The organism is Paracoccus benzoatiresistens (assembly GCF_026913015.1).
GTDB lineage: Bacteria > Pseudomonadota > Alphaproteobacteria > Rhodobacterales > Rhodobacteraceae > Paracoccus > Paracoccus benzoatiresistens.
The window spans coordinates 1-14,752 of record NZ_JAPTYD010000071.1 but is presented as its reverse complement, the minus strand read 5'-3'; the positions used below and the strand labels follow the sequence as shown (position 1 = coordinate 14,752).

Here is a 14,752-nt window from a genome sequence, read left to right as displayed (position 1 = left end):
CCTTGCCGTGGAGTGAATCAGAGGTCGGCCGCAAAGCAAACCACCTTCAGAGTCGATGGTTCATACCGCTGGTATCACAGGACTTCAGCAGCCGATAGACAGAAGTCTGCCGCCATGCTTGCGGGCGTTCCACTCGCCTTCCCCTTCGGCCTTGAGGCCGGTGCTGTCGATCAGAAGGTGCAGGGGACCCTCTGAGCCACGATAGGGGATGTTGACAGCCAAGATCTTCTGACGCCTGCTCAAGGTGCTGAAGTCGGGAACCGCCCAGTCCAGGCCGACCAAACGCAGAAGGCTCTCGACGAAGCCACCTCGCCATGGTCACTCGGACCAGTGGCGTTCCATGGCTCGATCTGCCGGAGCGCCATGCCAAACAGGACCTTCAACGTCAGACATGTCTGGATCGCGGCGTCACTGAATTGGCGCTGACGACCTCGCTTGCCGGTGTATCTATTGATATTTGGGAGGCGTTTGCGCTGCCTCTGCCAAGGGAGCGGCCCAAAACCAAGGGCGGCCGCCCTCGATGCGATGATCACTTGGCTTTGGCCAGCATCATCTTTGTCCTGCGGTCCGGCATTCCTTGTAAGATGCTGCCAAGCGAGTTCGGCTGCTCCGGCATGGCCTGCTGGCGCAGGTTGCGTGACTGGCAGACAGCCGGTGCTTGGGCCAGGCTCCATCGCGTGCTGCTCGAGTGGCTGTCGGACGCCGGGCATCTGGACTGGAGTTGCGCGTCCTTCAACAGGGCCGACATAAACGGCGCAAGCCAGCGTTCTGGATCTTCCCGCCAACGTCCATCCAGCGCCATCGCCGGTGACCCTGCTCTCCCACACCGATAGCGGAATGCGGATCAGTCACAGTCGTTCCCGACAGAATGCCAAAGTAGTGCCAATGCTTAGCTTGAGTCCGCGATCCGGCGCAGCCGCGGGGCGGCGAAGTCGAGGAAGGCGCGGACTTTGGCGGCGGCGCGGCGGCCATCGACGTGGACCAGATGGACCGGCAGCACGGCGGGTTCATGCTGCGCCAGCACGATCTGCAGACTACCGTTCTCGATGTCCTGCACGATCTGGTAGGACAGCGCGCGCGTCAGCCCCCAGCCCTTGCGTGCGATGTCCAGAGAGGCCGCCACACTGCTCACCGTGAGTCGCGGCGTGATCTTCAGGACGCACGTTTCGTCGGCTCCAAAGCGCCATTGTGGAGCGGCCGCATCGATGCGTGATGCGACCAGCCGGTGCTTCAGCAGATCGGACGGGTCCGTCGGAATTCCGTGCTCCGCAAGATAGCCGGTCGAGCCGCAAATAACCCGTCTGACCTCGCCAACCTTCACCGCGGTCAGGTCCGAGGATGGCAGAGGGCCGATACGAACGGCCACGTCGAACCCTTCCTCCACCAGGTTCACCACACGGTCGACCATAATGATTTCTGCACTAATGCCGTCATGCGCATCCAGAAAATCAGTGATCAAGGGCGCCACATGCAACCGTCCGAATTCCTGAGGGCAGGTGATGCGCAGCGTGCCAACCGGTCTCGCGGCCGCGCCCGAGGCAGCGTCATCTGCCGCCTGCAGGTGGGCCAGGATGTCACGCACATCCTCGAGATAGGCGCGCCCTGCCTCGGACAGGCGCACCTGCCGTGTCGTCCGGGTGAACAGCCGCGTCCCGAGCGCGGCCTCCAGGTCGCCGACGCCGCGCGTGGCCGACGGCGCACTGATCCCCAGGGCGCGGGCACCTCCGGCAAAGCTCTCTGCATCGGCCACCGCGACGAAAACCCGAAGTGACTGCAGCCTATCCATGACGCCTCATTCCTGCAGGATGCGAAATGGTGCGCTGCGCAATGCGACCATTCTTGCATGATCCGATCATCGCTATCTTGCCTGCCAGACACAAGGAGCAAGACGAATGACCGCTGACATGTCCCATCCCGTTTCCCCGGTGATCCTTTACCGCCATCCCAAATCCGGGCACTGCCACAGGGTCGAGTTGATGCTCTCCCTTCTGGGACTGCCTTACGAGGCGGTCGATCTGGACATGGCGGCGGGCGCGCACAAGGCACCCGACTATCTGATAATCAGTCCCCTTGGGCAGGTGCCGGCCATCGACGACAACGGCGTGAGGCTTTCGGATTCAAACGCGATCCTGACCTATCTTGTCATGCGCCATGGAGATGCGCCCGCCTGGCGGGGCCACGATCCTGTCGAGGCGGCAGAGATCCAGCGCTGGCTGTCCATCGCGGCGGGCGAGATCGCGTTCGGTCCCTGTGCCGCACGGCTGGTGACGGTGTTCGGCGCGGACCTCGATCACGCCGCGGCCCAGACCCGCACGCACGCTCTCTTTGCCGTCATGGACGCGCATCTGCAGGCGCGTGACTGGCTCGCGGCAGATCGCGTGACGCTGGCTGAGATTGCGGGCTACAGCTACATCGCCCACGCGCCCGAAGGCGGGGTCAGCCTTGAACCCTATCCCGCGATCCGGGCCTGGCTCAACCGCGTCGAAGCGCTGAAGGGCTTCATCGGCATGGCACGTTCGCCTGCGCTGGCCTGAAGGAGGGTATGCGATGACAGCGGCATCTCCATTCCATCCGGGCGAACTGGCCGCGCAAAGGCTGGCGGGCACGACCGACATTGCCGCGGCAGGGGGTGCCTTCATCCGAACCGCCATGCCCGATCAGCACCGGACATTCTTCGCAGGGCTGCCGTTTCTGATCGTCGCTGGCGGACAGAACGACGGACAGACCTGGGTCTCGGTCCTGGAAGGTCCCGAAGGGTTTGTCTCCTCCCCTGATGCGGAGCACCTGTCGATCGGACGGATGCTGGCGCAGGACGACCCGCTGGCCGCCAGCCTGACCGATGGCGGGCCAGTCGGCCTTCTGGGGATCGATCTCGCGACCCGCCGCCGCAACCGTCTGAATGGAACACTGACTGCAACGCCGCAGGGCTATGAACTGCGGGTCGATCAGAGCTTTGGCAACTGTCCGCAATACATCCATGCCCGTAACTGGCATCGCGTGGCTGGGCATTCCGCCCAGGCCGCCCGGATCTCTGACAGGCTGGAAGCCGCACAGACGGCACGGATCGCCGCGGCCGACACGATCTTCATCGGGTCCGGCAGCCTGTCGGAGGGGCACGGGTATGACGCATCCCACCGGGGCGGCGCACCCGGCTTCGTGCGCGTGACGGATGATGGGTCGCTCCTTGTGCCGGATTATCCGGGAAACAACTTTTTCAACACCATTGGCAATCTGATGCGTAACCCTCGGGTGGGGGTGCTGATCGTCGATTTCACCTCGGGCAGCCTCCTTCATGTCAGCGGTCGGGCCCGGATCGACTGGAACCCCAAAGACAGTCATGATCCCGCTGCGAGGCGTATGATCCATGTCGCGGTCGACAAGGTCGTGGACCGTCCCTTCGCCTTGTCGCTGCGCTGGCGACCTTCCGGCCGGAGCCTGCGGTTGAAGGTCGTCGACAAGGTCGAGGAAAGTGCGGGCATCGTCTCGTTCCACCTGACATCGGCCGATGGGACCCCGCTTGGCCGCTTCCAGGCAGGGCAGCACCTGCCGATCTGCCTGGACATTCCGGGAGAACCGGCCCAGGTCGAGCGCAGCTACTCGCTTTCCGGCAGCCCTGCCGCCTCAAGGTGGCGGATCAGCGTCAAGCGCGAGGATCATGGCATAGCCTCGGGCTTTCTGCATGACACAGTGCGGATTGGCGATGTGATCGAAGCACAGCCGCCGCAGGGAGAGTTCACCCTGCCGCCGGGAGATCGTCCGCTGGTTCTTGTCAGCGCAGGGGTCGGGATCACGCCGTTGCTGTCCATGCTGCATGCCCTGATCGCGGAGCAGCCGCGGCGGCGGGTCACCTTCGTTCACGTCGCGCGGAACGGCCGCGATCATGCCTTCGCCGTAGAGCTAAACGACCTCGTCGCCAAGGGCGGTCATGCCCTCCGCCAAGTCCATTACAGCGCACCCGAGGACGGGGATGATATCCGGATCTTCGACCGGTCGGGCCGGATCGGGGCGACCGACTTGGTGTCACTTCCGTCAGCCCATGATGCCGACTTCCTGCTCTGTGGTCCGGCCGGGTTCATGGCAGACATCCGCGCCAACCTTCAAGCGGGCGGCGTGGCAGCCAACCGCATCTACTTCGAAACCTTTGGTCCCAGCGAACGAGTCGCATCTGTAAACCCAGCTTAGATGCCGTAATGGGCCTGCGCTCTTCAGATCGCCATGAAGGTGGCTGTCCCTCGGAGTGATGATGCTGAGGAGGGTCCGATGATGCTGTCGGCCCTAGCATCAGGTGAGGAACGGATAGTGCCCCAGGGCATGGTGTATGAGCGCCGACCCCCGGAAAGATTGGGGTTCGATCAGGATGCCACGGCGGGCAGCCTGACGTTGGGATTGTCGGTGACGCGAGCGAGCGTTTCAAGGCTCATATAGCGCCGGGCGACGGCCCATTCGTCGTTTGTCTCGAGCATCAGCGCGCCGACGAGACGAATGACTGCATCGTCGTTCGGAAAGATGCCGATCACGTCAGCGCGTCGCTTCACCTCGCGGTTCACCCGTTCCAGTGGATTTGTGCTGGCGATCTGAGCCCAGTGTTCGCGGGGGAAGGACATGTACGCCAGCACGTCGTCCCGGGAGGCGTCCATCAGGGCGCCCAGCTTCGGCTGCTTCTCACGCAACGCCTCCGCGACGATATCCCACTGCTTTTCCGCCTCGGCCTTGGTTTCCTGGGCGAAGATCGTCTTCAGCATCGCCGCCATGGCGGTGCGGCTCTTGGCTGGAGCATGGGCCAAGGCGTTGCGCATCCAATGAACCCGGCATCTCTGGTGGGTTGCGTTGAAGACCCGGCGCGCGGCGGCCCGCAGACCCTTGTGGTCGTCGGCGATCACCAGCTTCACGCCGCGCAAGCCGCGGTCGGCAAGAGAGCGCAGGAACTTCATCCAGAACGCCTCGGCTTCGGAGAGGCCAATCGCGACCCCCAGCACCTCGCGCTTGCCGTCCTCGTTGACCCCGACGGCGATTATCACGGCGTGGCTGACAATCCGCCCGCCTTCGCGCACCTTCAGATAGGTCGCGTCGAGCCAGAGATAGGGCCACGCGCCCTCCAACGGACGGCTCAGGAACGCGTTCACCCGCTCGTCGATCTCGGCGCAGAGGCGGCTGACCTGGCTCTTGGACATCCCGCCCGCGCCCATGGCCTTGACCAGGTCGTCGACCGAGCGGGTTGAGACACCGTGAACATAAGCCTCTTGGATCACCGCCACCAAGGCTTTCTCGGCTGTGCGGCGTGGTTCCAGGAAGCTGGGAAAGTAGCTGCCCTTCCGGAGCTTCGGGATCTCCAGCGTGATCCGCCCGGCACGGGTGTCCCAATCGCGGTCACGGTATCCGTTGCGCTGAACCTCCCGCAGGGGCGTTCGCGCCCCCTTGGCAGCCCCGGTCCGCGCCTCAACTTCGGCTTCCATGATCCGCTCGGCCGCAAAGGCCAGCATCTCGCGCACGAGATCGCCATCAGCCTGCTTCTCAACCAGATCGATAAGCGCCATTCTGTCATCGGTCATCGTCGTCTCCATCCAGGTTTCAGGTCTTGCAACCCAAACCTACTCCGAAGATCGGCGATGACCGCCAGCGTTACCTACGGCCGCGCGGCTCGCGCTACGCCAAAGGCTCCGCGCGCGGCCTCCTACACCACTTAGCGTAATCGCCACGCCCCGCTGCCTTGGTTGCTTCGGGCAGTATGGCTCCGTTGCTTTGGCATTCGCCGAAGTCTTGCACATGGAGGATACGATGGGTGTTTTTGCTGCGTTGGATGTGTCGCAGGAGGAGACGGCGATCTGCATGGTGAGCCAGGACGGCACGATCTTGGCAGAGGCAAAGGTGCCGACCTGCCCGGACAGGATCGCCGCTTGGCTGACGGCGCGGGCGGGCGACCTCGAACGGGTCGGCATGGAAACCGGGCCACTGGCCGTCTGGCTCTGGAACGCGCTGACGGCACGGCAAGTGCCAATCATCTGCATCGATGCGCGGCACGCGAACGGGGTGTTGAAGATGATGCCCAACAAGACTGACCGGCATGATGCCCGAGGCCTGGCACAGATCGTTCGCACCGGTTGGTTCAAGGCAGTGCAGATCAAGAGCCATGAGGCCTATGTCAACCGGGCAATGCTCACAGCGCGCGAGACACTGGTTGGCATGCGGGTCAAGCTGGAGAACGAGATCCGGGGTCTGCTGAAGACCTTTGGCGTCATGTTCGGCAAGCGGGTTGGCGGGTTCAAGCGGCGTGCCGAGGAGATCATCTCGAAGGAGCTGGCAATTGCCCCTGATCTTGTCCCCATCTTTGAGGCCTTGCTCCATGCCCGGCGTGATGTTCTGGCCCGCATTGCCGCGCTCGACAGCCGGATCCGTGCGATCGCCAGGCGGCATGCGACAGTCAGGCTGCTGATGACCGCCCCCGGTGTCGGACCGATCACCGCCATGGCGGTTGTTGCAGCCTTCGACGACGCCGCGCGGTTCCGGCGATCTTCCAGCGCAGGCGCCTATCTCGGACTGACGCCAAAGCGCTACGAGTCGGGAGAGATCAGCCGAAACGGACGGGTGTCAAAGCGCGGTGATGGGTTTACCCGGAGATGCCTGTTCGAAGCCGCAAACGCGATCTTCTGCCGGAAGCTTGGCGGCTCCCGCCTGCGCAACTGGGCAAAGACGATTGCCGACAGAACCGGGCCCCGCAAGGCCAAGGTCGCACTGGCGCGGAAGCTGGCCGTAATGCTGCATGCCATGTGGCGCACCAACACGCCCTTCCAGGAGGAAGCAGCGATGGCTTGAAGTCGCACAGCTGCACCGTCGCTGACATCACCGCAACGGAATGCGTCCAGCCGGGACGCGCGGCGCGGGTGAGATCGTTCCCGAGACTGCGGCAAAAACCGCGCACACCACTTCGATCCACCCGGACCCTGAACGCAAACATGCGGCATCCGGCGCGATGACCGCGGAGAGAACCACAGAGCCCGGCGCGCAGGATGAAATGCAGAAAGATCAGCCCTTGACGAAGGCGATTAGAGAACCACATGGGACACAGCCCTGAGACTCGGCTTCGGCAGGCTTTGCAGCACTGGGCAGAGAGCCAGCGAAGGATAAGCCAAGTGTCCGTTCAGCCATCCCCTTCCGGACAGTGCGTGTTGATACATCTCGCACCTGACAGTCGAGGTCGAATGGGCAGCCTGAACGGGCAAACATGATGGGTGGGTCTCATGAGGCCCTCCCCTTCAGCATATTATCCGCGGTCCATGCTGAATCTCTGACTGGCTCAACTCCCCGCACATGTCAGATGACATGTGACGGCTTGACGTCTGCAGCCTCTCGTCCTTAACTCATCGCATGGGGCTTGCGACCGCCCCACGAGGCGCCAGCCGAAGTTCGCGTTCCAGATCGATCATGATCAGCCTTTCCGGGGAGGAACGCCCATGCCGTCACCCAATGCGATATCGCACGACAAGCTGGCCCGTTTGGTCGGCACGGCCCGCGCGCCGATTATTCTGGACGTCCGATCGGACGAGGACTTCGACGCCGATCCCCGGCTGCTGCCAGGCGCCCTCCGTGCCGACGACCGCGCCCTCCGTGCCGACGACCGCGCCCTTGCCGATCTGCCACCGCGTCCCGCCGGACCCGTCATCGCACTGTGCCACGCAGGCCATTGCCGCAGCCAAGGCGCCGCGGCCTGGTTGCGCGCCGAGGGCAGGGCGGCCGAATATCTCGATGGCGGCTTTGCGGCGTGGCGAGAGGCTGATCTGCCCTTGATCAATCCCGCGACGTTGCCGCCCCGGGATGCGCAGGGACGCACGGTCTGGGTCACGCGCGCGCGGCCCAAGATCGACCGTATCGCCTGTCCGTGGCTGATCCGCCGCTTTGTCGATCCAAGCGCGGTGATCCTGTTCGTTGCTCCTTCCGAAGTCGAGGGCGTGGCCGAGCGTCACGACGCGGCGCCTTTTGACATCGAAGGGGTGTTTTTCAGCCACCGTGGCGAGTTGTGCAGCTTTGACGTGATGCTGGCCGAGTTGGGTTTGTCCATTCCAGCCCTAGACCGGCTGGCAACCATCGTGCGGGGTGCTGACACTGCCCGGTTGGATCTCGCGCCAGAAGCCGCCGGACTGCTCGCCGTGTCACTCGGCCTGTCACGAATGTATGCCGACGATCTGGAGCAGCTTGAGGCCGGCATGCTGGTCTATGACGCCTTCTATCGCTGGGCGCGGGATGCCACGGGCGAGACCCACAACTGGCCCGGTGCCAAAACGGGAGCTGCGCTATGACCGATACAAGCATCACCTCCGAACCAGAACGATCCGGCGGTCCCGCCATTCCGGCTTCGCGGCCTGAGTTTCCCTCGCCGGCCGAGGCAACGCACACCTGGGCGCGCATTGCGCTTCTGTCCTTTGGGGGTCCTGCCGGGCAGATCGCCGTCATGCATCGCATCCTTGTCGAGGAAAAGCGCTCGATCGGCGATGGGCGGTTCCTGCACGCACTGAACTTCTGCATGCTCCTTCTAGGACCCGAAGCGCAGCAGCTTGCCACCTATATCGGCTGGCTGATGCACGGAACGCGCGGCGGCCTGATCGCGGGCGCGCTGTTCGTGCTGCCCGGGGTGGTCGCGATCATGGCCTTGAGTTGGCTTTATGCCTTGCTTGGTGACGTGGGCCTGGTCGAGGCGCTGTTCTTTGGCCTCAAGGCAGCCATCCTGGCCATTGTGCTGCAAGCGGTGGTCCGCATCGGCCGGCGGGCCTTGAAGAACGACGCCATGCGCCTGCTCGCGGTGCTGTCCTTTGTGGCGATCTTCGCCTTCGATGCACCCTTTCCGCTGATCGTGCTCACCGCTGGCCTGATCGGCTACCTGGGTGCACGAACTGGCTTGCGCGCCTTTGCACCAGGTGGCGGCCACGGGTCGGTCAGCGGGGTTCATGTCGACGATGCCGAAACGCTCCTCGGCGAGGAGATGGCCGAGATGCCGCCTGCTGCAAGGCGCAGTGCGCTCAGGGCGGGTGCGGCAGCGCTGGCCCTCTGGCTGGCGCCCGTGGCCATCCTGGTTCTCACCCTGGGGGAGGGCAATGTCTTCGTCGAGATTGCCCTCTTCTTCTCGAAGATGGCGGTGGTGACTTTCGGCGGCGCCTACGCGGTCCTTGCCTATGTGGCCCAGGAGGCGGTCGGGACCTATGGCTGGCTCCGACCCGGCGAGATGCTGGACGGCCTCGGCATGGCCGAGACCACGCCGGGACCGCTGATCATGGTGCTCCAGTTCGTGGGTTTCCTCGGGGCGTTTCGCGACGCCGGGTGGGAGAACGCGCTTCTGGCAGGCACACTGGGAGGCCTGCTGACCACCTGGGTCACCTTCGCGCCCTGCTTTGCCTTCATCTTCCTGGGCGCTCCCTACATGGAGCGGCTTCGGGCCAATCGGGCCTTGTCGGCTGCCCTGACGGCCGTCACGGCCTCTGTCGTGGGCGTCATCCTCAATCTGGCCATCTGGTTCGCGATCCACGTGATCTGGCGCGAGGTGCAGCGGATCGAGGCCGGACCCCTTTCCGTGGAACTGCCGGTCCTCGGCTCCATCGACTGGATCGCGGCGGCGCTGTCAGCGCTCGCCCTTGTCGCCGTGTTCCGGCTGAAGCTGGGGATGACCACGGTCCTGGCCGGAGCGGCAGGCCTTGGTATCTGTCTCTACGCAGTGGGAGTGATCGCCTAGGAAAATGGACGGGCGCAGCGGAACAGGGAGCTTGGACTCGAACGCGGCTTGGGAAACGGCGTCTGTCGTCCCCCTGCTTTTGGCAAGGGGGCTCCGAGATTTCGGCGACGGTTTTGCTGCCGTGCTCTTGCCCGCCTATCTTCTTGCCATGGGATTGTCGCCCTGGCAGGTCGGCGTTCTGTCCTCCGTGTCCCTCTTTGGCTCCTCGCTGCTGACCCTCACGGTGGGCATGCTCGGTGCGCGTCTTGAGCACCGCCGGCTCCTCCTGGCCGCAGCCGGCCTCATGGCGATGACCGGGATCCTGTTTTCGGTCGCGGAAACTTATGCGATCTTGTTGCTGGTGGCCTTCGCCGGGACGATCAATCCCAGCTCTGGAAGCGTCAGCGTCTTCGTTCCGATCGAGCACGCGGTTCTGTCCCGTGCTGTCGTGCCGAAACGACGCACGGCCCTCTTCGCCCGCTACAGTCTTGTTGGTGCCCTTGCCGGGGCGGTGGGAGCCTTGTCGGCGGCAACCCCGGACCTTCTCGGCCGTAGTGGCATCGACCCCCTGACGGCCATCAAGGGGATGTTTGTCCTCTATGCGATGCTGGGCGTCGCGGGATATCTCATCTATCGGAGGCTCCCGCAGCGTCCGGCTCAGCAAGGCGACCAGAAGCCGAGCGCACTCGGGCCGTCACGGAAGATCGTTTTCAAGCTCGCGGCACTTTTCAGCCTCGACTCCTTTGCCGGCGGCTTTGTCGTCCAGTCATTGCTGGCGCTGTGGCTCTTTCAGAAATTCGACATGTCGCTTGCTGCCGCAAGCCTGTTTTTCTTCTGCTCCGGGCTTCTGTCGGCATTTTCGTTTCCGGTCGCCGCCTGGCTCTCCGGGCGGATCGGCCTGATCAACACGATGGTCTTCACCCATATCCCGTCGAGCCTGTGCCTGATCCTCGCCGCCTTCGCCCCAACCCTGTGGCTTGCCCTGACCTTGCTGCTGGTTCGGGCCGCCCTGTCACAGATGGATGTGCCGACCCGATCCTCCTACGTCATGGCGGTGGTGACCGAAGGCGAACGTGCGGCCGCCGCAAGCGTCACGTCCGTGCCGCGCAGCCTTGCGGCGGCGCTCAGTCCCGCCCTCGCGGGCGCCATGTTCGGAGGACCATTCCTTGCAGGACCGTTCATCCTTTGCGGGATCCTGAAGATCACCTACGATCTGCTTCTGCTCGTGCAGTTCCGTCACATCAAGCCGCCGGAGGAAAGCTAGGAGCGCTGCGCCATACGCCGTCATGCCCGTCCTTCGCACGATGCTTTAAAGCACACGCGCGATCCCACGCCTGGCGGGGATGGCCCGAGGACATGCCGGGGCGCTGATCGCCCCGGCATCCTGGAGATCACTCGAAGCGCTTGATCTTGCTATAGGCGCCGCGGACGTTCAGCGTCACCGTCACGGGTTCGTCACCGCGGTTACGCCAGAACCAGCCGTGATTGCCGGTGAAGGCAGCGGTCATTTCGCCCGACTGGCCCTCGACAGCACGCCCCTTTTCATAGCTGATGCTGTCGCCGGAGCCATCGCCATGCTGGTCGTGGTTCACGACGCCGCCGGTGACGGTCCACTCGAAGGGCACCACGGCACCTTCCTCCATCACCAGCTTGACCTCGGTGCCCTGGCCCGGATCCAGGTCGACCGTGATCGTGTCCGTCCAACCCTCTGCCGGTGCTTCTTGCGCGTAAGCCGTGCCGACGATGAGGCCCAACAGGGCCGAACCGATCGAAGTCTGCGGGCCGACCGGCACCTCTTCCATCTGGCGGTCCATTTCGGCTTCTTCAGCCAGCTGCTGCTTGATCTCGCCCATTTCGGAAAGGCCCAGCACGCGGCCTACGCCGGTCGGATCAATGTTGTATTCCGAGGGCAGCACGACCGTGACCAGGATCGCGGCCGCGACGCCTGCGGCAATGACGGTCGATTTCAGAAGTTGCGCCGAAGTGGGCAGGTCGTCGACAGTGGGTTTCTGTGAATTATGCATGGGGATTTCCTTTGAATTACGAAGCAAGAAGACCGGTCAGCTGATAACCGGCCAGCATGAAGCCAAGGCTCATCATCACGACATTGGCGGTATAGGCATGGCGCCAGAACCCTGTGGTGCGGCGCCAGTAGCTCATGGCGATCAGGATCGCTGACAAGGCCAGCAACTGGCCGATCTCGACGCCCACGTTGAAGGCCAGCAGGTTCACCAACAGCCCGTCGGGCGCAATGTCATAGTCCAGGATCTTGGTCGCCAGCCCCAGGCCGTGGAAGAAGCCGAAGATCAGCGTCGCCGCCTTGGTGTCGGGCTGATAGCCGAACCACCGCTGGAACGCGCCCAGGTTGTCCAGAGCCTTGTAGGCCACGCTGAGGCCGATGATCATGTCGATGAAATAGGCGTTCACCTGCCAGCCGAACATGACCCCCAGTAGCATGGTGGTCGAATGGCCAAGGGCGAACAGGCTGACATAGATGCCGATGTCGCGCGTCCGGTAGAGGAAGAAGATCACCCCTGCCAAAAACAGGATGTGGTCGTATCCGGTCACCATGTGCTTGGCGCCCAGATACAGGAACGGGATGAGGTTCGGCCCGCTGATTTCCTGAATATAGCCCTTGTCGCCTTCGGTGACGTTATGCGCCAGGGCAGGATGGAGGGTCAGGAGCAGGGTCAGTGCCGTCAGCACCAGCAGGATGGCCAGCCGCCACCCGGCACGGTCCAGCCTTGCCCGCTCCCCCGAGAGAAGATGTGTCATTGAGTATTCCGTATGTCCGAGAAAGGTCAGGCCCCGTGGGGCCCGGCGACAGTCTCAGGTGCGGGGAGGTCGTCGCGGCAGGTCCTGGGGCCACCCATCGGCGTCGATCGTGATCAGCATCTGCGTTCGGTCTCGATGGGCATCGCCACCGTCATGTCTGCCCGCCAGAACGGCAAGGCTCTGATGATCGTGATCCGTGGCATCGTGGCCTTGGAACAGCCCGCCCTCATCACCGTGAGAATGACCATGGGCGGCAATCTCCTCGGCCGCGGCGATTGCGGCAGGGCCGTGGGTGGCAACGATGATGACTGGCGCCAGCACGAGAGCCAACACCATCAGAACCGTCATCAGCTGGGCCAAGGCCCCGTCATATCGCATCTGTCCTGCCCTCGGTTACCTGCGACCTTCTGGTGGGTCGGCAAGGCCCTTGCTCAATCCCCCCGGGGGGGATACCAGTGCCTTTATGTCACATTCCCACATCCATGCAAGCCATCCCGATCTGATCAAGCGGCTGAAACGGGCCGAGGGGCATCTGCGCCATGTCATCGGCATGATCGAAGGCCAGCAGCCGTGCCTGGACATCGCCCGCCAGCTGACGGCGGTGGAAAGCGCGGTGACAGCAGCCAAGCGGGTCCTGATCCATGATCACATCGACCACTGCCTTGTTCATGAGACCAGCGATGCCTTGGCCGAGATGAAGGCGATGACAAAGCTTCTGTAAGGAGCCGCAATGCTGGCCATTCTGAGGAACCGCACCTACCGCCACCTCTTCGCAGCCCAAGTGATCGCGCTGCTCGGAACCGGGTTGATGACGGTCGCCTTGGGACTGCTGGCCTATGACCTGGCCGGCGCCAATGCGGGGGCGGTGCTGGGCACGGCGCTGGCCATCAAGATGATCGCTTATGTCGGCGTGGCGCCGGTGGCGCAGGCATTCACGGACCGGTTGCCGCGCCGGTCGCTGCTGGTCGGTCTGGACCTGATCCGGGCTGCCGTGGCGCTGTGGCTGCCCTTCGTGACCGAGATCTGGCAGATCTATCTGCTGATCTTCGTGCTTCAGGCTGCCTCGGCCGCCTTTACACCGACGTTCCAGGCCACCATCCCGGACATCCTGCCCGACGAGGACGAGTATACCCGTGCCTTGTCCTTGTCGCGGCTGGCCTATGACCTTGAAAGCCTGGTTTCCCCGATGCTGGCAGCGGCGCTTCTGAGCGTCATCAGCTTTCACAGCCTGTTCGCTGGCACGGTTTTGGGGTTCCTGGCCTCTGCCGCTCTTGTTCTTAGCGTGCGCCTGCCTGTGCCGCATACTGCCGTCCCGAGGCGCGGGATCTGGGATCGCACCACGCGAGGCATTCGCATCTATCTGGCGACGCCGCGCTTGCGCGGGCTTCTGGCCATCAACCTGGCGGTGTCGGCAGCAGGCTCGATGGTGATCGTCAACACGGTTGTTCTGCTCAAGGCGAGCTTCGGTCTGGCCGAGCCGCAGGTGGCGCTGGCACTGGCGGCCTTCGGCGCGGGTTCGATGATCGCGGCTCTGGCGCTGCCTCGTGTGCTGGAGCGTCTGTCAGACCGCCCGGTGATGATCACCGGCGCAGCCGGGCTGGCCCTTGGCACAGCGGCCGGTGTGGCAGTGGAGAGCTATGGCTGGCTTCTGGCCCTGTGGCTGATTTTGGGTTTTGGCTATTCGGTGGCTCAGACGCCGCCGGGCCGGCTGCTGCGCCGTTCGGCTCACCCGGAGGATCGCCCGGCGATCTTCGCGGCGCAGTTCGCCCTGTCGCATGCCTGTTGGCTGATCTGCTATCCGCTGGTTGGTCAGCTGGGCGCGACGATGGGCATGGATGTTGCCTTTGTGGCCATGGCACTGATCAGTCTTGTCGGAGTTGGACTGGCCTGGCGGTTTTGGCCGAACGGCGATCCAACCGACATCGCGCATCAGCACCCCGATCTTCCCGAAGGTCATCCGCATCTGGTTGCGTTTGGAAGGCATGGGCACCACCATCACCCGGTGGTGATCGATGATCTCCATGCGCAGTGGCCAGCCAGATAGCATCTTCTAAGTTGACGACCCGAGCCCGCGATCCTGGAGCTGTCCTGAAAAGGGAGAAACCATGATGCTGCACATGCATCTCCCACCGGCATGTGACCATCAGCTTTGGGTTCTTCTCGACCGCGGCAACAATAGGCTGTGTTCATCGACCATGCACCAAGGCAGGGGAATCGCATATGAACTTGGCGGTCTGAGCGGCGCCCCTTGCGGCTGAGGGCTTGATGGATTCTGGGAGTGGA

General features: G+C 63.7%; 14 protein-coding genes and 1 pseudogene. 9 read left to right on the top strand and 6 right to left on the bottom strand.

The window, feature by feature from the left end; all coding sequences use genetic code 11:
• Window positions 1-108: 108 nt before the first annotated feature.
• Window positions 109-443 (bottom strand): annotated as a pseudogene (locus OU682_RS21470) (transposase); the annotation flags it as partial.
• Here OU682_RS21470 and OU682_RS21465 point away from each other — a divergent pair.
• Window positions 417-833: a transposase gene (locus OU682_RS21465; RefSeq protein WP_371832294.1), complete on the top strand. Its 417-nt coding sequence runs from the start codon at window positions 417-419 to the stop codon at window positions 831-833. The pseudogene OU682_RS21470 and the gene OU682_RS21465 overlap by 27 nt on opposite strands.
• A 56-nt stretch (window positions 834-889) precedes the next feature.
• Here the strand turns inward: OU682_RS21465 and OU682_RS21460 are convergent, their stop codons facing one another.
• Entirely contained in the window at window positions 890-1,786 is an 897-nt protein-coding gene (locus OU682_RS21460; protein WP_268944247.1) for a LysR family transcriptional regulator, read from the bottom strand.
• A gap of 106 nt (window positions 1,787-1,892) precedes the next feature.
• Between OU682_RS21460 and OU682_RS21455 the strand changes: the two genes are divergently transcribed.
• Together OU682_RS21455 and OU682_RS21450 are read left to right on the top strand one after the other, a co-directional pair.
• Window positions 1,893-2,534 carry a glutathione S-transferase gene (locus OU682_RS21455; RefSeq protein ID WP_268944246.1) on the top strand — a complete coding sequence of 214 codons (642 nt, stop codon included), beginning with the start codon at window positions 1,893-1,895 and terminating at the stop codon, window positions 2,532-2,534.
• Window positions 2,535-2,547: 13 nt separating this feature from the next.
• Window positions 2,548-4,182: an FAD-binding oxidoreductase gene (locus tag OU682_RS21450; protein WP_268944245.1), complete on the top strand. Its 1,635-nt coding sequence runs from the start codon at window positions 2,548-2,550 to the stop codon at window positions 4,180-4,182.
• A gap of 170 nt (window positions 4,183-4,352) precedes the next feature.
• Here the strand turns inward: OU682_RS21450 and OU682_RS21445 are convergent, their stop codons facing one another.
• Window positions 4,353-5,549: an IS256 family transposase gene (locus OU682_RS21445; RefSeq protein WP_268944244.1), complete on the bottom strand. Its 1,197-nt coding sequence runs from the start codon at window positions 5,547-5,549 to the stop codon at window positions 4,353-4,355.
• Window positions 5,550-5,775: 226 nt separating this feature from the next.
• Between OU682_RS21445 and OU682_RS21440 the strand changes: the two genes are divergently transcribed.
• The 4 genes from OU682_RS21440 to OU682_RS21425 all read left to right on the top strand — a co-directional run bounded on the left by OU682_RS21440 (window position 5,776) and on the right by OU682_RS21425 (window position 10,958).
• Entirely contained in the window at window positions 5,776-6,810 is a 1,035-nt protein-coding gene (locus tag OU682_RS21440; RefSeq protein ID WP_268944243.1) for an IS110 family RNA-guided transposase, read from the top strand.
• A gap of 638 nt (window positions 6,811-7,448) precedes the next feature.
• Window positions 7,449-8,291 (top strand): chromate resistance protein ChrB domain-containing protein, encoded by an 843-nt coding sequence (locus tag OU682_RS21435; RefSeq protein WP_268944242.1) that lies wholly within the window; start codon window positions 7,449-7,451, stop codon window positions 8,289-8,291.
• Window positions 8,288-9,715: a chromate efflux transporter gene (gene chrA, locus OU682_RS21430; RefSeq protein WP_268944241.1), complete on the top strand. Its 1,428-nt coding sequence runs from the start codon at window positions 8,288-8,290 to the stop codon at window positions 9,713-9,715. Before OU682_RS21435 ends, chrA begins: the two co-directional genes overlap by 4 nt.
• A gap of 31 nt (window positions 9,716-9,746) precedes the next feature.
• Entirely contained in the window at window positions 9,747-10,958 is a 1,212-nt protein-coding gene (locus tag OU682_RS21425; RefSeq protein ID WP_268944240.1) for an MFS transporter, read from the top strand.
• A gap of 127 nt (window positions 10,959-11,085) precedes the next feature.
• Here OU682_RS21425 and OU682_RS21420 read toward each other — a convergent pair whose 3' ends face one another.
• Genes OU682_RS21420 through OU682_RS21410 form a run of 3 tightly spaced genes read right to left on the bottom strand, consistent with a single transcriptional unit; the run spans window position 11,086 to window position 12,829 of the window.
• The gene (locus OU682_RS21420) at window positions 11,086-11,718 is read right to left on the bottom strand and encodes a transmembrane anchor protein (protein WP_268944239.1); all 633 of its coding nucleotides are present in this window, start codon (window positions 11,716-11,718) and stop codon (window positions 11,086-11,088) included.
• Between the two features lie 16 nt (window positions 11,719-11,734).
• Window positions 11,735-12,469, bottom strand: coding sequence for a HupE/UreJ family protein (locus OU682_RS21415; protein ID WP_268944238.1), 735 nt, complete (start codon window positions 12,467-12,469; stop codon window positions 11,735-11,737).
• A 54-nt stretch (window positions 12,470-12,523) separates the two neighbouring features.
• Window positions 12,524-12,829, bottom strand: a complete 306-nt coding sequence (locus OU682_RS21410) for a hypothetical protein (RefSeq protein WP_268944237.1) — start codon at window positions 12,827-12,829, stop codon at window positions 12,524-12,526.
• A 103-nt stretch (window positions 12,830-12,932) separates the two neighbouring features.
• On the opposite strand from OU682_RS21410, the gene OU682_RS21405 reads away from it, so the two are divergent.
• On the top strand, window positions 12,933-13,190 hold the full coding sequence (locus OU682_RS21405) for a metal-sensing transcriptional repressor (protein ID WP_268944236.1): 258 nt from the start codon (window positions 12,933-12,935) through the stop codon (window positions 13,188-13,190).
• 9 nt (window positions 13,191-13,199) lie between these two features.
• Window positions 13,200-14,513 (top strand): MFS transporter, encoded by a 1,314-nt coding sequence (locus OU682_RS21400; protein WP_268944235.1) that lies wholly within the window; start codon window positions 13,200-13,202, stop codon window positions 14,511-14,513.
• Window positions 14,514-14,752: the final 239 nt, after the last annotated feature.

Excerpts from the sequence above, each read along its gene's own strand:
- OU682_RS21460 (WP_268944247.1), bottom strand. The coding sequence starts at position 1,786 with ATGGATAGGCTGCAGTCACTTCGGGTTTTCGTCGCGGTGGCCGATGCA.
- OU682_RS21455 (WP_268944246.1), top strand. The coding sequence starts at position 1,893 with ATGACCGCTGACATGTCCCATCCCGTTTCCCCGGTGATCCTTTACCGC.
- OU682_RS21450 (WP_268944245.1), top strand. The coding sequence starts at position 2,548 with ATGACAGCGGCATCTCCATTCCATCCGGGCGAACTGGCCGCGCAAAGG.
- OU682_RS21445 (WP_268944244.1), bottom strand. The coding sequence starts at position 5,549 with ATGACCGATGACAGAATGGCGCTTATCGATCTGGTTGAGAAGCAGGCT.
- OU682_RS21440 (WP_268944243.1), top strand. The coding sequence starts at position 5,776 with ATGGGTGTTTTTGCTGCGTTGGATGTGTCGCAGGAGGAGACGGCGATC.
- OU682_RS21435 (WP_268944242.1), top strand. The coding sequence starts at position 7,449 with ATGCCGTCACCCAATGCGATATCGCACGACAAGCTGGCCCGTTTGGTC.
- chrA (WP_268944241.1), top strand. The coding sequence starts at position 8,288 with ATGACCGATACAAGCATCACCTCCGAACCAGAACGATCCGGCGGTCCC.
- OU682_RS21420 (WP_268944239.1), bottom strand. The coding sequence starts at position 11,718 with ATGCATAATTCACAGAAACCCACTGTCGACGACCTGCCCACTTCGGCG.
- OU682_RS21415 (WP_268944238.1), bottom strand. The coding sequence starts at position 12,469 with ATGACACATCTTCTCTCGGGGGAGCGGGCAAGGCTGGACCGTGCCGGG.
- OU682_RS21405 (WP_268944236.1), top strand. The coding sequence starts at position 12,933 with ATGTCACATTCCCACATCCATGCAAGCCATCCCGATCTGATCAAGCGG.
- OU682_RS21400 (WP_268944235.1), top strand. The coding sequence starts at position 13,200 with ATGCTGGCCATTCTGAGGAACCGCACCTACCGCCACCTCTTCGCAGCC.